The organism is Streptomyces sp. NPDC127117 (assembly GCF_042677325.1).
Taxonomy (GTDB): Bacteria; Actinomycetota; Actinomycetes; order Streptomycetales; family Streptomycetaceae; genus Streptomyces.
On record NZ_JBHXTM010000010.1, the window covers coordinates 11306 to 28900 of the forward strand.

Genomic DNA, 17595 nt, shown 5'->3' on the forward strand with positions numbered 1-17595 from the left:
CGGGCCGGTCACCGGACCGGCCCGACGGGTCAGTCCCGGCTGATCTCGAAGTGGTCGATGCGCTCGCCCGACTCGGCGAGCGCGGTGACCTTCATCCGCTTGTGCCGGCCGGGCCGCACCTCCACCGCCAGGAACGAGAAGCCGGTGTAGCGCACCCGGGACCACTCGACGGTCTCGGCCGCCTTTCCACCGCCCTTGACCACGTGGTACGTGTTCACGCTCTCCTGGTCCGCGACATGCCCCTCGTAGGTGTCCGGGGCCGGGAAGTCGTACAGCGCCTTGCCCGCGCCACCCGCGGTGACGTACACGATGCCGTCCCGCGTCGGGTCGGTGCGCTCGCCGATCGGCACCCTGCGCCGGACGGCGTTGTTGAGGATCGCGTCGGTGCGCTCGTAGACGTGGTTGTGGCCGTTGATGACCAGGTCCACCTGGTGCTTCTCGAAGAGCGGTACCCATGCGTCGCGCACCCCGCCGTCGGAGGCGTGCGCGTTGGTGGTGGAGAAGGCACAGTGGTGGAAGAAGACCACGATGAAGTCGATGTCGTGACGGGCCCGCAGCTCACCGAGGCGCCGGTCCAGCCAGCGGGTCTGCCGGCCGTCGCTGATCCCGAAGTTGGCCGGGATCTCGTACGAGACGTCATTGGCGTCGAGGGCGACGACACCGACATTGCCGTGCACGAACGAGTAGGCGCCGGGCTGGTTCACCGGGTCCGGGCCGTTGTCGGGCAGCGTCCAGCGGGCGTTCTGGCCGCCGTAGCCGTCCGGCGAGTACCAGGCCTCCATGTCGTGGTTGCCGGTGGTCACCATCCACGGCACGGTCTTCGACACGGTCTCCGTCTGCGCCAGGAACTGGTCCCAGGTGCGGGCGTCGTAGGTGTCGGTGCTCTGCCCGGAGCCGGACGGGTCGGCGTAGCAGATGTCGCCCGCGTGCAGGTGGAACGCCGGGTTCTGGCCCAGGATCAGCTGGTCGTTGCCCAGCGCGTGGTAGCTGACGCCCTGGTCGCCGAAGGCGGTGAAGGTGAACGCCTCGGCGCGCGCGGGCGCGGTGGTGAAGGTGCCGAGCGTGCCCAGATTGCGGGTGTCGGCGGGGTCGAAGCCGTCGTGGCCGACGCCGTAGTAGTACGTCGTGCCGGGCTGCAGCCGCTCCAGGCTCGCGTGCACGTAGAACTGCTCGGCGGCCGCGATCTTGCCCCCGTTCAGCTCCGGGGTGGTCAGGTGGCGGACCTCGGCGTCGATGCGGCGGCTCAGCGCCCACGGCTTGTGGCCGATCCGGATGTACGGCCGCTTCACGGCGAACGGGACCTGCCAGGAGACCGCCATCTGCGTCTTCGGGTCCGCGCCGTATGCCAGGTGCCGGCCGAACGGCGCCACCAGCGAACCGTCCACCCGGGTGGAGCTGTGGTGCGAGGTGAGCACGGTGGGGGCGGCGTACGCGGGCGAGGCGGCGAGCCCGGCACCGGCGACCGCAGCGGTCGCCACGCTCGTACGCAGCACGCCGCGCCGGGTCAGCCGGGTGCGCAGGTAGTCGTGCTGCTCGGCCATGCTCATGCGGTCGGCGAGCTTCTCGGGGATTCCGAAACGGGGGATGTCCATGGACCAGAACATCCACCCGCCGCCCGACGCCGTACCGTCGGGTAGGTGAACGGTACACGTACAGCTCCCCATGTGTCCGTATGGTGGACGTGACGTGTCATGGGGTGGGACGCGCAGTAGGGTGCGGACATGTCTCGCAGCATCAATCTCGCAGTGATCCCCGGTGACGGTATCGGCCAGGAGGTCGTGGCCCAGGGCCTCAAGGTCCTCAACGCTGTTCTCCCGCAGGATGTGAAGCTGGAGACCAAGGAGTACGACCTTGGTGCCCAGCGGTGGCACCGCACCGGTGAAACCCTCCCGGACGCGGAGCTCGAAGCCCTCAAGGGCCACGACGCCATTCTGCTCGGCGCGATCGGCGACCCCTCCGTGCCGGCGGGCGTCCTGGAGCGCGGGCTCCTGCTGAAGCTGCGGTTCGCCTTCGACCACTTCATCAACCTGCGGCCGTCGAAGCTGTTCCCGAACACCGCGACCCCGCTGGCCGGCCGTCCGGACATCGACTTCGTCGTCGTCCGCGAGGGCACCGAGGGCCCGTACACCGGCAACGGCGGCTCGCTGCGCACCGGCACGCCGGCCGAGGTCGCCACCGAGGTCAGCGTCAACACCGCGTACGGCGTCGAGCGCGTCGTCCGGGACGCGTTCGAGCGGGCGAACGCCCGCCCGCGCAAGAAGCTGACGCTGGTGCACAAGAACAACGTCCTCGTGTACGCGGGCCACATGTGGAAGAACATCTTCGACAAGGTCGCGACCGAGTACCCCGAGGTCACCACCGACTATCTGCACGTCGACGCCGCGACGATCTTCTTCGTCACCCAGCCGGAGCGCTTCGACGTCATCGTCACCGACAACCTCTTCGGTGACATCCTCACCGACCTCGCCGCCGCCGTGACCGGCGGTATCGGCCTGGCCGCGTCCGGCAACATCAATCCGACGGGCACCTTCCCGTCGATGTTCGAGCCGGTCCACGGCTCCGCCCCCGACATCGCGGGCCAGGGCAAGGCCGACCCGACGGCCACGGTCCTCTCCGTCGCCCTCCTGCTGCGCCACCTCGGCTACGAGGCCGAGGCCGTACGCATCGAGGACGCCGTCTCCGCCGACCTCGCGGAGCGCGACGGTGCCACGAGCCGTACGACCGACCGGATCGGCGACGCGCTCGCGGTACGCGTAGCGAACTGACCCGACGACTCCGTTTCGAAGCCGCCGGGCAGCAGCCGCACCCGGCGGCTTCACCTTGTGCGGCCCCGGGTGCCACCATCGACCACTGGACCGCACACGCGTCGTTTCGTGCACGGCCGCCCGGGAGCGATAATCGAACGGGGCCGTGGCTCGCAACAAAGCTCGGACGTCCTAGCACCTGTCTGGCAGGAGCGGCGCGAGCGCGGTCCAACACACACAACGGTGAAGGACACGCACTCATGACGACGCCCACGATCGAGCTCAAGCCCTCCTCGAACCCGCTGTCCGACGCGGAGCGCGAGGCGAGCATGGTCAATCCCGGATTCGGCCGCCGCTTCACCGACCACATGGTGACGATCAGGTGGACCGAGGGTCTCGGCTGGCACGACGCCCAGCTCGTGCCGTACGCGCCGCTTTCGATCGACCCCGCCAACATGACCCTGCACTACGGGCAGGAGATCTTCGAGGGCCTCAAGGCGTACCGCCAGCCCGACGGCTCGGTCGCCACCTTCCGTCCCGAGGCCAACGCCAAGCGCTTCCAGGCCTCCGCCCGCCGGCTGGCCATGCCGGAGCTGCCCGTCGAGACGTTCATCGCGGCCTGTGACGCGCTGGTCAAGCAGGACGCGGCCTGGGTTCCGGCGCACGGCGGCGAGGAGTCCCTCTACCTGCGCCCGTTCATGATCGCGACCGAGATCGGTCTCGGTGTGCGGCCCGCCAACGAATACCTGTTCCTGGTGATCGCCTCGCCCGCCGGCGCGTACTTCCCCGGCGGTGTGAAGCCGGTCTCGATCTGGCTCTCCGAGAACCGGGTGCGCGCCGTCCCCGGCGGCATGGGCGACGCCAAGACCGGCGGCAACTACGCCGCGTCCCTGCTCGCCCAGGCCGAGGCCGCCGAGAAGGGCTGCGACCAGGTCGCCTACCTCGACGCGGTCGAGCACAAGTGGGTCGAGGAGCTCGGCGGCATGAACCTGTACTTCGTGTACGGGAACAAGATCGTCACGCCCGCCCTGACCGGCTCGCTGCTCGCCGGTGTCACCCGTGACTCGCTGCTCAAGGTCGCCCGCGACCTCGGCTACGAGTCCGAGGAGGGCCGCGTCTCCATCGACCAGTGGCGCGACGACACCGCGAACGGCACCCTCACCGAGGTCTTCGCCTGCGGCACCGCCGCCGTCATCACCCCCATCGGCACCGTCAAGTCCGAGGGCGGCGAGTGGGTCCAGAGCGACGGCACGCCCGGCGAGGTCACGATGAAGCTGCGCGAGCGCCTGCTGGACATCCAGCGCGGCGTCGCCGAGGACACCCACGGCTGGATGCACCCCCTCGGCTAGGGCCTCTCGTCAGGATCCGGCCGGATCGGGCACCGGGCACGCGAGCCCGGCAAGATCCGGACGCAGGACCCTGGATGCACCCTTCGGCAGGGGGCTCCGAACCGAAGCCCCCTGGTCACCCCGGCCCCGGCCGGCCCCGTACGAACGAAAAGCCGCGCTCAGCTCCCCGCCGGGCGCGGCTTTCGTATGCGCCGGGACATGCCCTCCCGCTCCCCGGAGTGTGCCCTCTCACATGCTTAGAGCGTCGCTCTAACCATGAGTTAGAGTGCTGCTCTAACCGAGAGGTGTGGAGACGTGCGACTGACTCCGACGGAACGCGACCGGCTGCTGCTCTTCAGCGCCGCCGAACTGGCCCGGGCCCGCCGCGCCCGGGGACTGAAGCTCAATGTCCCCGAGGCGACCGCGCTGATCGCGGACACGGTCTGCGAGGCCGCCCGGGACGGGCGCCGGCTGGCGGAGGCCATCGAGGCGGCGCGGTCCGTGCTCGGCCCCGACGATGTGCTGCCGGGCGTCGCGGATGTCGTCACAGAGGTCCATGTGGAGGCCGTCTTCGACGACGGCTCACGGCTCGCCGTGGTCTCCCGGCCGCTGGGCGACGGGCTGGGCGACGACGCCCCCGGAGCCGTCGTCCCCGGGCCCGCCACACCCGAGCCGGAGCCCGCGGTGCGACTGGCCGTCCACAACACCGCGACCGTGCCGGTCTCCGTGACCTCGCACTTCCACTTCTTCGAGGCCAACCCCCGGCTCGACTTCGCCCGCGCGGCCGCCTACGGGATGCGGCTCTGCGTCCCCGCCGGGTCCTCCGTCCGGTTCGGGCCCGGCGAAACCGTCGAGGTGGGGCTCGTACCGATCGGCGGCGAGCGGATCGCGATCGGCTTCGCGGGCCTGGTCGACGGCCCGCTGGACGCCCCCGGCGCGCGTGAAGAGGCCCTGCGGCGCGCCGCGGCCTGTGGATATCTGGGAGCTGAGCGATGAGCATCGATCCGTACGAGTACGCCTCCGTGCACGGACCGCGCGCCGGGGACCGGGTCAGGCTCGGCGACTCCGGGCTGACCGTCCGCGTCGAGTCCGACGCACAGCAGTACGGCGAGGAGTTCCTCGCCGGATTCGGCAAGACCGCCCGCGACGGGCTGCACCTCAAGGCCGCCGCGGTCCGCGACACCTGCGACGTCGTCATCAGCAATGTGCTGGTCATCGACGCCGTACAGGGCATCCGCAAGGTGTCCATCGGCATCCGCGAGGGCCGGATCGCGTCGATCGGCCGGGCCGGCAACCCCGACACCCTGGACGGTGTGGACGTCGTCGTCGGCACGGGCACCACGATCGTCTCCGGAGAGGGGATGATCGCGACCGCGGGCGCCGTCGACACCCATGTCCATCTGCTCTCGCCCCGGATCATGGAGGCGTCCCTGGCGTCCGGCGTCACCACGATCATCGGCCAGGAGTTCGGCCCGGTCTGGGGCGTCGGCGTCAACTCGCCCTGGGCGCTGCGCCACGCCTTCAACGCCTTCGACGCCTGGCCGGTCAACATCGGCTTCCTGGGCCGCGGTTCGTCCTCCCACCAGGCCCCGCTGGTCGAGGCGCTCGCCGAGGGCGGGGCCTGCGGCTTCAAGGTCCACGAGGACATGGGCGCGCACACCCGCGCCCTGGACACCGCGCTGCGGGTCGCCGAGGAGCACGACGTCCAGGTCGCCCTGCACAGCGACGGGCTGAACGAATGCCTGTCCGTCGAGGACACCCTGCGGGTCCTGGAGGGCCGCACGATCCACGCCTTCCACATCGAGGGCTGCGGCGGCGGACACGTTCCCAACGTCCTGAAGATGGCGGGCGTCGAGAACGTCATCGGCTCGTCCACCAACCCGACGCTGCCCTTCGGCCGGGACGCCGTCGCCGAGCACTACGGGATGATCGTCTCCGTACACGACCTCAAGACGGACCTGCCGGGCGACGCCGCCATGGCCCGGGACCGGATCCGGGCCGGGACGATGGGCGCCGAGGACGTCCTGCACGACCTGGGCGCCATCGGGATCACCTCCTCCGACGCGCAGGGCATGGGGCGGGCCGGCGAGACGGTGCGCCGCACCTTCGCGATGGCCGGGAAGATGAAGGCCGAGCTGGGTCCGATGGAGGGCGACGGTCCCGCGGACGACAACGCCCGGGTGCTGCGCTACATCGCCAAGCTCACCATCAACCCCGCCATCGCCCACGGTCTCTCGCACGAGATCGGCTCCATCGAGACCGGCAAGCTCGCCGACATCGTGCTGTGGCGGCCCGAGTTCTTCGGCGCGAAGCCGCAGCTGGTGCTGAAGTCCGGCTTCCCCGCCTACGGGGTCACGGGCGACCCGAACGCCGCCACCGACACCTGCGAACCCCTCATCCTGGGACCGCAGTTCGGGGCGTACGGAGCCACCGCCGCCGACCTCTCGGTGGCGTTCGTCTCGCAGGCGGCGACCCAGCTCGGCGCCGACGCGATGCCCACCCGCCGCCGCCGCGTCGGCGTGCGCGGCACCCGGGGCATCGGCCCCGGCGACCTGATCCACAACTCCCGTACCGGAGAGGTCGCCGTGGACGCCCGCAGCGGTCTGGTCACCCTGGACGGCGACCCGCTGCGCTCCGAGCCCGCCGACTCGGTCTCCCTCAACCGCCTCTACTTCCTCTAAGGACCCCGCAGTGACCTTCCGCATGCCGCCCGAGTGGGCCCCGCACGAACGCACCTGGATGGCCTGGCCGGGCCCCAACCCCACCTTCGACACCGACGCCGAACTGGACGAGGCCCGCGCCGCCTGGGCCACCGTCGCCCGCGCCGTCCGCCGCTTCGAACCCGTCACGATGGTCGTCGGACCCGGCCAGGAGGACGGTGCCCGCGCACTCCTCGGCCCGGACGTCGAGCTGGCCGTCCGCCCGCTCGACGACGCCTGGATGCGGGACATCGGCCCCACCTTCGTCACCGACGGGAACCGGCTGGCCGCCGTCGACTGGACGTTCAACGGCTGGGGCGCCCAGGGCTGGGCCCGCTGGGAGCACGACCAGCACATCGCCCGCTCCGTCGCCGAACTGGCCGGCATACCCGTGCACAGCTCCCGGCTGGTCAACGAGGGCGGCGCCATCCACGTCGACGGCGAGGGCACCGTACTGCTCACCGAGACCGTCCAGCTCGGCAAGGAACGCAACCCCGACTGGACCCGCGAGCAGGTCGAGTCCGAGATCCACGCCCGGCTCGGCACCGAGAAGGCCATCTGGCTGCCGCGCGGACTCTCCGGCGACTACGGCACGTACGGCACCCTCGGCCATGTCGACATCGTCGCCGCCTTCGCCCGTCCCGGCACCGTCGTCGCCCATGTCCAGCCGGACCCGGCCCACCCCGATCACGAGATCACCCGCGAGACCGTGCGCATCCTGCGCGGGGCCACCGACGCCAGGGGCCGCTCGCTGGACGTCGTCGAGGTTCCGGCGCCCACCGTGCTGAAGGCTGACGGGGAGTGGGTCGACTACTCCTACATCAACCACTACCTCTGCAACGGCGGTGTGGTCCTCTGCGCCTTCGACGACCCGCGCGACAAGGAAGCGGCGGCCATCTTCGGCGAACTGTTCCCCGACCGTACGGTGACACTCGTCGACGCCCGTACGATCTTTGCCGGCGGTGGAGGCATCCACTGCATCACACAGCAGCAGCCGAAGGTCTGAACCTTGCCCCCCGCGTCACGCCGTCGCAACACCGCCCCGCCCCGTGAGGAACTGCTGGCCGCCGCCATGGCGACCATCGCCGAACGGGGGCTCGACGGCCTCACCATGGCCGGACTCGGCCGCGAGGTCGGCATGAGCAGCGGACACCTCCTCTACTACTTCCGTACCAAGGACGAGCTGCTGCTCCAGACCCTGGAGTGGAGCGAGGGACGGCTCGGCGCGCAGCGGCGGGCCCTGCTGGCGGGGCCGGGGACGGCCCGCCGGCGGCTGGACGGGTACATCGACCTGTACCTTCCCGACGGGCACCGCGACCCGCACTGGACGCTCTGGCTGGAGGTGTGGAACCGCTCGCAGAACGCGGACGAGGACGCACGCGCCCGGCAGGCCGCCATCGAGGACGCCTGGCACCGCGACCTGGTGGCCCTGCTGGCCGAGGGCGCGGCGGCCGGGGAGTTCCGTGCCGTCGACGCCGAGCGGTTCGCGACCCGGCTGCGCGCCCTGCTCGACGGCTTCAGCGTCCATGTCGCGGTCGGCCTCCCCGGCACCGGCCGCTGCCAGGTCCTCGCGCAGGTGGGGGAGTTCATCGAGGATTCGCTCAGCGTCCGGTAGCGGCCGGGCCGCCGTGAACGAAACGCACGTAAGTACGCGCGATCGTTGCGCATTTCGCCCTTGTTACCGTCCCGGCTGTTCGGGCACGGTGACGGACCATGGGACGAGAGCAGTGGAAGAAAATCTGGGTCGGTTCGGCCGGCAACATGGTCGAGTGGTTCGACTGGTTCGTGTACGCGACCTTCGCGGTCTACTTCGCGGATTCGTTCTTCCCCGAAGGCAATGAGACCGCCAATCTCATGAACACCATGGGCATCTTCGCCGTCGGCTTCTTCATGCGGCCGGTCGGCGGCTGGCTGCTCGGCCGGATCGGTGACCGCCGGGGCCGCAAGGCCGCGCTCACCCTCACCGTCACGCTCATGTCGGCCTCCGCGATCCTCATCGCCGTCGCGCCGACGTACGACGTCGCCGGGTACGGCGGGGTCGCCGTCCTGCTGGTGGCCCGGCTGCTCCAGGGGCTCTCCGTCGGCGGCGAGTACGCCGCCAGCGCCACCTACCTCACCGAGGCGTCCGCACCCGACCGGCGCGGCTTCGCCTCCAGCTTCCAGTACGTGTCCATGACCGCGGGACAGCTGATCGGCCTCGGCCTCCAGATCGTCCTCCAGCGCAACATGTCCGAGGCGGCCCTGCACAGCTGGGGCTGGCGCATCCCGTTCATCGTCGGCGCGCTCGGTGCCGCGATCGTCTTCTACCTGCGCCGCTCGATGCTGGAGACCGAGGTGTACGCGGAGTCCGGCGCCGACCAGGAGGACCGCGGCACGCTGAAGGCGCTGTGGCGGCACAAGCGCGAGGCGTTCCTGGTGATGGCGCTGACCATGGGCGGGACCGTCGCGTACTACACGTACACGACGTACCTCTCCAAGTTCCTCTCCACCAGCGCCGGGATGGCCAAGCCCACCGCCTCGCTCGTCAGCTTCTGCGCACTGTTCGTCTTCATGTGCATCCAGCCGCTGGCCGGGATGCTCTCCGACCGGATCGGCCGCCGCCCGCTGCTGATCACCTTCGCCGTCGGCTCCACCTTCCTGACCGTGCCGATCATGACGATGCTCAAGCACGCGGGCACCTTCTGGCCCGCGTTCGGCCTGGCGCTGCTCGCCCTGGTCGTCGTCACCGGGTACACCTCGATCAACGCCTGTGTGAAGGCGGAACTCTTCCCGACCGGCATCCGCGCCCTGGGCGTCGCCCTCCCGTACGCCATCGCCAACGCGCTCTTCGGCGGCACCGCCGAGTACGTGGCGCTCTGGTTCAAGAAGGCGGGCATCGAGTCCGGCTTCTACTGGTACGTGGCGGGCTGCGCGGCGGTCTCCCTGGTCGTCTACCTGACCATGCGTGAGACCCGGGACATCGACCTGGGCCGGGTCGGGGCCAAGGACGCGGACCGCGAGAGCGCGGAGCAGTCCGCGGCGACGAGCGTCACGCCCGCATCCTGAGACGGGGCGGGGCACGGGGGCGGCCTTGTGCAAGACTGCTTCCGTGCCCTCGAACGCCATGATTATCGGCAGCAGGCGCGCCGGTCCGCAGTGACCGTCCCGCACCACCACGTGCGGCACGGCCACCGTGCCCCAGACCCGCGCGCAGACCTCTCGCACCCGCGAGGGGTTTTTTCGTTTTCCGGCCCTCACCTCGGCCGGCGCGAGGCGCACGCGGGATGATGGGGGCAAGTGGAGCCAGATCGTCCGGATCCGCTCATCCGACAGGAGTCAGACCAGCATGACCACCAAGGCCAAGGCCACCGACGACAGTTTCCATGTCTTCGACACCACACTGCGCGACGGGGCCCAGCGTGAAGGCATCAACCTGACGGTCGCGGACAAGCTCACCATCGCCCGGCACCTGGACAACTTCGGCGTGGGCTTCATCGAGGGCGGCTGGCCCGGCGCCAACCCCCGCGACACCGAGTTCTTCGCCCGCGCCCAGCAGGAGATCGAGTTCAAGAACGCCGAGCTGGTCGCCTTCGGCGCGACCCGCCGGGCCGGTGGCAAGGCCGCCGAGGACCCCCAGGTCAAGGCGCTGCTGGAGTCCGGCGCTCCGGTGATCACCCTGGTAGCCAAGTCCCACGACCGCCATGTGGAACTCGCGCTGCGCACCACGCTCGAAGAGAACCTGGAGATGGTCGCCGACACCGTCTCCTACCTCCGCGAGCAGGGCCGCCGGGTCTTCGTGGACTGCGAGCACTTCTTCGACGGCTACCGCGCCAACCCCGAGTACGCCAAGGCCGTCGTACGCGCCGCCTCCGAGGCCGGCGCCGATGTCGTCATCCTCTGCGACACCAACGGCGGCATGCTCCCCGCCCAGGTCCAGGCCGTCGTCGCCACGGTGCTCGCCGACACCGGCGCCCGGCTCGGCATCCACGCCCAGGACGACACCGGCTGCGCCGTCGCCAACACCCTCGCCGCCGTCGACGCGGGCGCCACCCACGTCCAGTGCACCGCCAACGGCTACGGCGAACGCGTGGGCAACGCCAACCTCTTCCCCGTGGTCGCCGCCCTGGAGCTCAAGTACGGCAAGACCGTCCTCCCCGAGGGCGCGCTCGCCGACATGACCCGGGTCTCGCACGCCATCGCCGAAGTCGTCAACCTGACCCCCTCCACCCACCAGCCCTATGTGGGTGTCTCCGCCTTCGCCCACAAGGCCGGACTGCACGCCTCCGCGATCAAGGTCGACCCCGACCTCTACCAGCACATCGACCCCGCCCTGGTCGGCAACACCATGCGGATGCTGGTCTCCGACATGGCGGGCCGCGCCTCCATCGAGCTCAAGGGCAAGGAGCTCGGCATCGACCTCGGCGGCGACCGGGCGCTGGTCGGCCGGGTCGTCGAGCGGGTCAAGGAGCGCGAGCTCAAGGGCTACACGTACGAGGCCGCCGACGCCTCCTTCGAGCTGCTGCTGCGTGCCGAGGCGGAGGGCCGGGTACGCCGCTACTTCCGCACCGAGTCCTGGCGCGCCATCGTCGAGGACCGCCCCGACGGCACGCACGCCAACGAGGCCACCGTGAAGCTCTGGGCCAAGGGAGAGCGGATCGTCGCCACCGCCGAGGGCAACGGCCCGGTCAACGCGCTCGACCGGGCGCTGCGGGTGGCCCTGGAGCGGATCTACCCGCAGCTCGCCAAGCTGGAGCTGATCGACTACAAGGTCCGCATCCTCGAAGGCCGCACCGGTACCGAGTCCACCACCCGTGTCCTCATCACCACCGGCGACGGCGTCGGTGACTGGGCGACGGTCGGTGTCGCGGAGAACGTCATCGCCGCGTCCTGGCAGGCGCTGGAGGACGCGTACACCTACGGGCTGCTGCGGGCGGGGGTCGAGCCGACGGAGTAGCCGGGGCGGGCCGGACGGGGCCGGGGCGGACCCGGCCCCGGGCCGCGTCAGGGGTGGTAGATCTCCCGCATCGCGGTGATCAGGCCCTGTGCGTCCGCCCGGTAGTAGAAGTACGGGCTGTTGGGCAGCTTGTGGTCCACCAGCCAGCCGGCCGGGACGGCGCGCGGGTTCCCGGTGTCGCCGACCACCTCGACCTCGGCGCCGGCGTGGACCAGGGCCGAGCCCTTGCGGATGGCGGTGTACTTGACGTTCTGCTCGTCGGCGGGGTCGTAGGTGCAGCTGACCTCGGTGAAGTTCACCCGGGTGTCGCCCTGGTCGACCTCGGCGGAGTCCAGTTCGAGGAAGTGGTCGTAGCCGTCCGGGTGGTAGCAGGGCTTGCCGCCGGAGCCGGAGCCGGAGGCGGCGACGGTGGTGGCGGTGGCGACGGCGGTGGCCGGGCCGGTGGCGGATGCCAGCGCGATCACGGCGGAGCCGAGCAGTACGGCGGCGGAAATGCGACGGCGATTCATGGAATTCCTTTACGGGCGAAGGCAGTTGACGCGATCGAGGATGCTGATCGCGGAGCCGGGGTTCTGGCCCCGGCGCGTGAGGTGAATCATGGAACCCGGGCCGGCCGAAGGCCGTCACGACGGGCGCGGCGCGGCCGGTCGCGGGTGCGGCGCGGCCGGTCGCGGGTGCGGGAGCGAGCGATGACCGCGTTCAGAAGCTGAACGCACAACCCGCCTTGTCCGTACGGAAGATGGGTACGGACCAATGTCGGTGTGAAGTATTGACGGCACTGTTCCGGCGGGGTTAACTCACGCCGCAACGCCGGTACCGGTTCCGGAACCGGTTGCGGTGCCCGTTGCGGTACCGGTTCCAGCTGTCCGCCATGCCTTGCCCCGGAGGCCCCGATGCGTGTCACCATCGCCGATGTCGCCCGCGAGGCCGGCGTCAGCAAGACCACCGTGTCACGGGTCGTCAACGCCAAGGGCGAGGTGGGCGGTTCCACGGCCGCCCGCGTTCGCGAAGTGATCGCACAGCTCGGATACGTACCCAGCTCGGGCGCCGTCGGACTGGCCCGCGGCAGCAGCCGTACGGTCGGCATGCTGGTGCCCTCGCTCACCTGGCCGTGGATGGGCGAAGTGCTCCAGGGCGTCGTGGACACCGTCGAGGCCGCCGACTACGGGCTGCTGCTCTTCACCTGCAACCGCGGCACCGAGTCCGTGCGGCGCTTCACCGGCCAGGTGTCGGCGCGTGCCTTCGACGGGCTCCTGGTGGTCGAACCCGAGAACACTCTCGACCACCTCACCGCACTGCACCGCGGCGGCCTGCCGATCGTGCTGATCGACGACCGCGGCCACCACCCCGAGTTCGCCTCCGTCGTGACCACCAACCGCGAAGGAGGCGCGTCCGCGGCCCGGCACCTGCTGGCCGCCGGACGCACCAGACCCCTGGTCGTCACCGGCCCCCAGCACTTCGGCTGCGTACGCGACCGGCTGGACGGGTTCTGTACGGTCCTGCCCACCGACCTCGTCGTGCACGGGGACTTCACCGAACGCAGCGGCCGGCTGGCCGTGGAACAACTCCTCGCCGCCGACGTCGAGTTCGACTCGGTCTTCGCACACAACGACATCAGCGCGGCGGGCGTGCTGCGGGCCCTGCGGGCCGCCGGGCGCTCCGTGCCGGACGACATCGCCGTGGTCGGCTTCGACGACATCCCGATGGCCGAGCACACCGAACCACCACTGACCACCGTGCGCCAGCCCGCCCGGCGGATGGGCGAGACGGCCGCACGGCTGCTGCTCTCCCACCTCGGTGGCACGCCCGTGCCCGAAGCACCGGTCGTGCTGCCCACCGAACTGGTCGTGCGCCACTCGGCGCCGTAGCGGTCCGGCCGGAGTCCACGGCCGACTGCCCCTTCGTACCTCCGGATCCTTCCGACCGCAGTCCCTCTTGGAGTCGCCATGTCCGTACGACGTCACGCCACGTTGAGAGCGCTCTCGATCGCCACCGCCGTGGTCGCGCTCGCCGCCGGTTGCTCGTCCGCCAACTCCGGTGCCGGCAAAGGGGGCGGCGCCTCCGGCGTGCTGACCCTGGGCAAGCCGGACGGGCCGCAGACCGACAACAGCAACCCGTTCCTCAACACCTCGGCGGGCGCCACGCTCGGCTACCGCTTCATGATCTACGAGCCGCTGGCCATGACGAACCAGATCCGGCCCGCGGACAAGGCCGCCCCGTGGCTGGCGACCGGCTGGAAGTGGGAGTCCAACTTCACCAAGGTCACCTTCACCCTCGATCCCGAGGCCAAGTGGGCCGACGGCAAGCCGCTGACCGCCGACGACGTCGCGTACACCTTCGAGCTGCTGAAGAAGCACCCGGCGCTGAACGGCAACGGCATCCCGTTCGACGGGATCACGGTGCAGGGCAAGACGGTCGTGCTGACCTTCAAGGACTCCCAGTACGTCAACCAGAACAAGATCATCCAGCAGTTCATCGTGCCCAAGCACATCTGGGAAGGCGTCAAGAACCCCGAGACCTGGCCCAACCGCACGCCCGTCGGCTCCGGCCCGTACAAGCTCAAGACGTTCACCCCGCAGACCACCACACTGACCGCCACGCCCACCTACTGGAAGGGCGAGACCAAGGTCAAGGAGCTGCGCTACACCGCCTACAACGACAACAGCGCGGCGACCACGGCGCTGGCGAACGGCAAGGTCGAGTGGTCGTTCGTCTTCATGCCCGACTACAAGCAGCTGTTCATCGCCAAGGACCCGAAGAACCACAAGCTGTGGTTCCCCTCCGGGCTCGGCGTCCACGGACTGTGGTTCAACACCGCCCGCAAGCCCTTCGACAACCCGGCGCTGCGCAGGGCCATGGCGATGGTCGTCGACCGCAAGGCGATCCACACCCAGGCCGAGGCCACCCTCTACCCGGAGATCACCAGCCCGACCGGCATCCCGCTGCCCGCCGGCGAGTCCTTCCTCGCCCCCGAGTACAAGAGCGCCACCACCGCGCCCGACGTGGCCGGAGCCAAGAAGGTACTCGCGGACGCCGGGTTCGAACTCAGCGGCGGCGTGCTGAAGGACCCGTCCGGCAAGCCGGTGAAGCTCACCTTCACCGACCCGGCCGGCTGGAACGACTACATCACCGGTCTGGCGATCATCAAGGACAACATCAAGCAGCTCGGCATCGAGGCCCAGGTCAAGACACAGACCGCGGAGGCCTGGGGCGCGGACGTCGCCAACGGCAACTTCGACGCCACCCTGCACTGGACCAACAGCGGCGCCACCCCGTACGACATGTACCAGAACATCATGGACGGCGCGCTGCTCCAGCCCGTCGGCAAGGCCTCCCAGCTCGGCAACTTCGGCCGCTTCAAGAACGACGAGGCCACCGCGGCGCTCAAGGCCTTCGCCAATGCCACCGAGGACTCCGCCCGCACCGCGGCCATGAACACCCTCCAGAAGATCATGGTCGAGCAGGCGCCGATGATCCCGACGGCCGCCGCCCCGATCGGAGCCGAGTACTCCACGAAGAACTGGGTGGGCTGGCCGACCGAGGCCGACCCTTACGCGCCGCCGCAGCACACCCAGCCGTCCGCGCTCCAGATCGTGCTGAAGCTCAAGCCCGCCAAGTAGAGCCAGGGATCACGGGACACAGGGACCGGCCATGTCGAAACAGCCCGCACAGAACCACGTCGTGCTCGAAGCACACTCAGTAACCAAGCACTTCCCGGTACGGCGCACCGGACGCGACCTGCTCGCGGGCAGACGCCGTACCGTCCACGCCGTCGACGACGTCTCGCTGGAACTGCGCCGGGGCACCGTCACGGCGCTGGTGGGGGAGTCGGGATCCGGGAAATCCACCGTCGCCCGGCTGCTCGCCCAGCTGTATCCGCTGACCGGGGGCGAGATCCGGCTGGACGGCACGGCGGTCAAGGCCGGACGGGGCCGGTCCTTCCGCGCCTACGTACGCCGGGTCCAGCTCATCTTCCAGGACCCGTTCGCCTCGCTGAACCCGGTGCACACCGTGCGCTACCACCTCACCCGGGCCCTGCGGATCCACGGCCGGGCCGGCAGCGGCGAGGCGGAGCTGGAGGAGCGCCTGGCCGCCCTGCTGGACCGCGTCCAGCTGACCCCGCCCCAGCAGTACCTGGACAAGTTCCCGCACGAGCTGTCCGGGGGACAGCGCCAGCGCGTGGCCATCGCCCGCGCGCTCGGCGCCGATCCCCAGGTGCTGCTCGCCGACGAGCCGGTCTCGATGCTGGACGTCTCGATCCGGCTCGGCGTGCTCAATCTGCTGAAGGACCTCAAGGACCGGCTGCGCCTCGCGATCCTCTACATCACCCATGACATCGCGTCGGCCCGCTACTTCGCGGACACCACGCTGGTGATGTACGCGGGCCGGATCGTCGAGGGCGGTGACAGCGAGACCGTCACCCAGCGCCCCGCCCACCCCTACACCCAGCTCCTCATCGCCTCCGCGCCCGACCCGGACCGGGCGGTCGCCGAGGCGGCACAGGAGGAGACCGGCGGCGGCGAACCGCCCTCGCTGATCGCCCCGCCCGCCGGCTGCCGCTTCCACCCCCGCTGCCCGAAGGCCCTGGAGCGCTGCCGCACCGAACCGCCGCCGCGCTTCGACCTCGAAGGCGGGCAGTGGGCCGCCTGCTGGCTGTACGCGGACGACGGCGCGGACCGGCCGGCCGGCCGTGGCGACGGCGCGGACCGGCCGGCCGGCCGTGGCGACGGCGTGGACCGCGAATCCGGCCGTGGCGACGGCGTGGACCGCGAATCCGGCCGTGGCGACGGCGTGGACCGCGAATCCGGCCGTGGCGACGGCGAGGACCGCGAATCCGGCCGTGGCGACGGCGTGGACCGGGAAACCGGCCGTGGCGACGGCGGGGACCGCACGGAGAAGGAGGCCGCGAAGTGAAGTACCTGCTGCAACGGCTCGCCTTCTACCTGGTCACCGCGTGGGCCGCGATCACCATCAACTTCCTGATCCCGCGCATGATGCCGGGCGACCCGGTCCAGGCATTGCTCGCCCGGTTCCAGGGCCGGCTCGACACCAGCGCCGTCGATTCGCTCACCGCGCTCTTCGGCCTCGACGAACACCAGTCGCTCTGGCAGCAGTACACCGACTACTGGTCGCATCTGCTCGACGGCGACCTGGGCCTGTCCTTCACCTTCTTCCCGACACCGGTCAGCGAGGTGATCGCCCAGTCGCTTCCCTGGACGCTCGCCCTCGTCGGCCTCACCACCCTGATCAGCTTCGTGCTCGGCACCGGCATCGGGGTGTTCACCGGGTGGCGGCGCGGCTCCTGGCTGGACGGGCTGCTCCCCGTCACCACCTTCATCTCGGCCATCCCGTACTTCTGGCTGGGGCTCATCGCCATCGCGTTGTTCGCCGTGAAGTGGCCGCTCTTCCCCGAATCGGGCGGCTACGACAACTCGCTCGTCCCGGCCTTCGACTGGCCGTTCATCTCCAGTGCGCTCTACCACGGGGTGCTGCCCGGCCTCACCATCGTGCTCAGCGCGGTGGCCGGCTGGATCCTCGGGATGCGGAACATGATGGTGACGGTGTCCTCGGAGGACTACGTCATGGTCGCCCAGGCCAAGGGGCTCTCCGAACGCCGGGTGATGTTCGGATACGCGGCACGCAACGCGGTCCTGCCCAACATCTCCGGCTTCGCCCTGTCCATCGGCTTCATCGTCGGAGGCACCCTCCTCGTCGAGATGGTCTTCTCCTATCCCGGCATCGGCCTCCAGCTCTTCCAGGCGGTCGGCGCCAAGGACTACCCGCTGATGCAGGGCGTCTTCCTGATCATCACGCTCTCCGTACTCGCGGCGAACCTCCTCGCCGACGTGATCTACATGGCCCTCGACCCCCGTACCCGAAGGGAGGCCTAG

At 70.3% G+C, this 17595-nt stretch carries 13 protein-coding genes and 1 pseudogene; 12 read left to right on the top strand and 2 right to left on the bottom strand.

Translation table 11 applies throughout. The features are described from left to right. Window positions 1–29: 29 nt before the first annotated feature. Window positions 30–1592 carry a purple acid phosphatase family protein gene (locus tag ACFVH0_RS11475; RefSeq protein WP_385819365.1) on the bottom strand — a complete coding sequence of 521 codons (1563 nt, stop codon included), beginning with the start codon at window positions 1590–1592 and terminating at the stop codon, window positions 30–32. A 129-nt stretch (window positions 1593–1721) separates the two neighbouring features. On the opposite strand from ACFVH0_RS11475, the gene ACFVH0_RS11480 reads away from it, so the two are divergent. From ACFVH0_RS11480 to cimA, 8 genes are all read left to right on the top strand, one after another. Next, complete coding sequence (locus tag ACFVH0_RS11480; RefSeq protein ID WP_385819366.1) at window positions 1722–2765, top strand: 3-isopropylmalate dehydrogenase; 1044 nt, start codon at window positions 1722–1724, stop codon at window positions 2763–2765. 239 nt (window positions 2766–3004) lie between these two features. Further along, on the top strand, window positions 3005–4093 hold the full coding sequence (locus ACFVH0_RS11485; protein WP_385819367.1) for a branched-chain amino acid aminotransferase: 1089 nt from the start codon (window positions 3005–3007) through the stop codon (window positions 4091–4093). Window positions 4094–4387: 294 nt separating this feature from the next. Further along, window positions 4388–5068 (top strand): urease subunit gamma, encoded by a 681-nt coding sequence (ureA, locus tag ACFVH0_RS11490; protein WP_385819368.1) that lies wholly within the window; start codon window positions 4388–4390, stop codon window positions 5066–5068. Continuing rightward, window positions 5065–6753: an urease subunit alpha gene (locus ACFVH0_RS11495; protein WP_385819369.1), complete on the top strand. Its 1689-nt coding sequence runs from the start codon at window positions 5065–5067 to the stop codon at window positions 6751–6753. Before ureA ends, ACFVH0_RS11495 begins: the two co-directional genes overlap by 4 nt. A gap of 22 nt (window positions 6754–6775) precedes the next feature. Next, a complete protein-coding gene (locus ACFVH0_RS11500) occupies window positions 6776–7777 on the top strand; it encodes an agmatine/peptidylarginine deiminase (RefSeq protein WP_385819478.1) in 1002 nt (333 codons plus the stop codon). 3 nt (window positions 7778–7780) lie between these two features. Beyond that, entirely contained in the window at window positions 7781–8386 is a 606-nt protein-coding gene (locus ACFVH0_RS11505) for a TetR/AcrR family transcriptional regulator (protein WP_385819370.1), read from the top strand. A 98-nt stretch (window positions 8387–8484) separates the two neighbouring features. Continuing rightward, window positions 8485–9816 (top strand): MFS transporter, encoded by a 1332-nt coding sequence (locus ACFVH0_RS11510; RefSeq protein WP_385819371.1) that lies wholly within the window; start codon window positions 8485–8487, stop codon window positions 9814–9816. 280 nt (window positions 9817–10096) lie between these two features. Beyond that, the gene (cimA, locus tag ACFVH0_RS11515) at window positions 10097–11704 is read left to right on the top strand and encodes a citramalate synthase (RefSeq protein ID WP_385819372.1); all 1608 of its coding nucleotides are present in this window, start codon (window positions 10097–10099) and stop codon (window positions 11702–11704) included. A 47-nt stretch (window positions 11705–11751) separates the two neighbouring features. Here the strand turns inward: cimA and ACFVH0_RS11520 are convergent, their stop codons facing one another. Then, on the bottom strand, window positions 11752–12213 hold the full coding sequence (locus tag ACFVH0_RS11520) for a hypothetical protein (RefSeq protein WP_385819373.1): 462 nt from the start codon (window positions 12211–12213) through the stop codon (window positions 11752–11754). Window positions 12214–12597: 384 nt separating this feature from the next. Between ACFVH0_RS11520 and ACFVH0_RS11525 the strand changes: the two genes are divergently transcribed. The 4 genes and pseudogenes from ACFVH0_RS11525 to ACFVH0_RS11540 all read left to right on the top strand — a co-directional run bounded on the left by ACFVH0_RS11525 (window position 12598) and on the right by ACFVH0_RS11540 (window position 17595). Further along, window positions 12598–13572, top strand: a complete 975-nt coding sequence (locus tag ACFVH0_RS11525) for a LacI family DNA-binding transcriptional regulator (protein WP_385819374.1) — start codon at window positions 12598–12600, stop codon at window positions 13570–13572. A gap of 78 nt (window positions 13573–13650) precedes the next feature. Continuing rightward, complete coding sequence (locus tag ACFVH0_RS11530) at window positions 13651–15324, top strand: ABC transporter substrate-binding protein (RefSeq protein ID WP_385819375.1); 1674 nt, start codon at window positions 13651–13653, stop codon at window positions 15322–15324. Window positions 15325–15355: 31 nt separating this feature from the next. Then, window positions 15356–16384 (top strand): annotated as a pseudogene (locus ACFVH0_RS11535) (ABC transporter ATP-binding protein); the annotation flags it as partial. A 230-nt stretch (window positions 16385–16614) separates the two neighbouring features. Then, a complete protein-coding gene (locus tag ACFVH0_RS11540) occupies window positions 16615–17595 on the top strand; it encodes an ABC transporter permease (protein WP_385819376.1) in 981 nt (326 codons plus the stop codon).